Source organism: Mesorhizobium sp. M8A.F.Ca.ET.208.01.1.1, from assembly GCF_004791315.1.
Lineage (GTDB): Bacteria > Pseudomonadota > Alphaproteobacteria > Rhizobiales > Rhizobiaceae > Mesorhizobium.
The window spans coordinates 1-827 of the sequence record NZ_SRUT01000032.1; the positions used below are offsets into that span (position 1 = coordinate 1).

Sequence of the window (827 nt, forward strand, 5' to 3'; positions counted from 1 at the left end):
GTAACATTGACCTGAACCGTCGCGCTCGCCTGGTCTCCGTCCGAATCGGTAGCGACCACATTGATGCCGGTCAGGTTGATGACATTCTGTCCACCCGCGTCGGGATGCGAGAAATTGTCGAGCAGCGTCACATTGACTGTCGCCGAGCCGTTGGTGCCAGCCAGGATTGGCAGCGACGATGCGACCAGGTCGATATGGATGGCGTCGATGCCGTTGATCGAGCCGGTGATCTGGGTCGGCCCGGCCAGCGTCCAGACGATGTCGGCGCCGGCAACTCCGTTGACGTCCGCCGTGATCCCGGCGACCGATGTGAAGGCCACCCCGGTGATGTTGTCGGAACCGGCATGGAACGTCACCGTTCCGCTGCCGTCCTCGACGTTGGTCGCGGCCGCGCTGCCGGTCGCATTGGCGGTGCCGAGCCCTTCCTCGTCCACCGCGATGACCGCGTTGGTGACCACCGACGGGTTGGCCCCGTCATTGATGGTGATAGTCAGCGTGGTCTGCGAGGTGTCGCCGTCGCCGTCCTTCAGCGTGTAGGTGAAGGTATCGGTCACTGGAGAGGCGTTGCTGATGTTGGAATTGGCCACGTAGCTATAGGTGCCGTCGGGGCTCAGTGTCAGCGTGCCGTACTGGCCGACGACATGGAAGTCGCCGCCCACCACCGTCGTTGCCCCAGAACCCGTCACGCCGCTCACCGCGGCGCCGTCGGCACCCTTGGTGTCGGCGCCGGCCGCATTGCCGTCGCTGCCGACGCCGGTAATCACGTTGCCGCTCGCCGTGCCGCCTTCCGTGACACTGTCCGTGTCGGCAACCGCCGTCGGCACGTC

The 827-nt window shown here is 65.4% G+C and carries 1 protein-coding gene; it reads right to left on the reverse strand.

Annotated elements, in window-relative coordinates:
* The coding region (locus tag EN851_RS34110; protein ID WP_210234949.1) for a VCBS domain-containing protein at window positions 1–827 on the reverse strand (827 nt) is incomplete at both ends.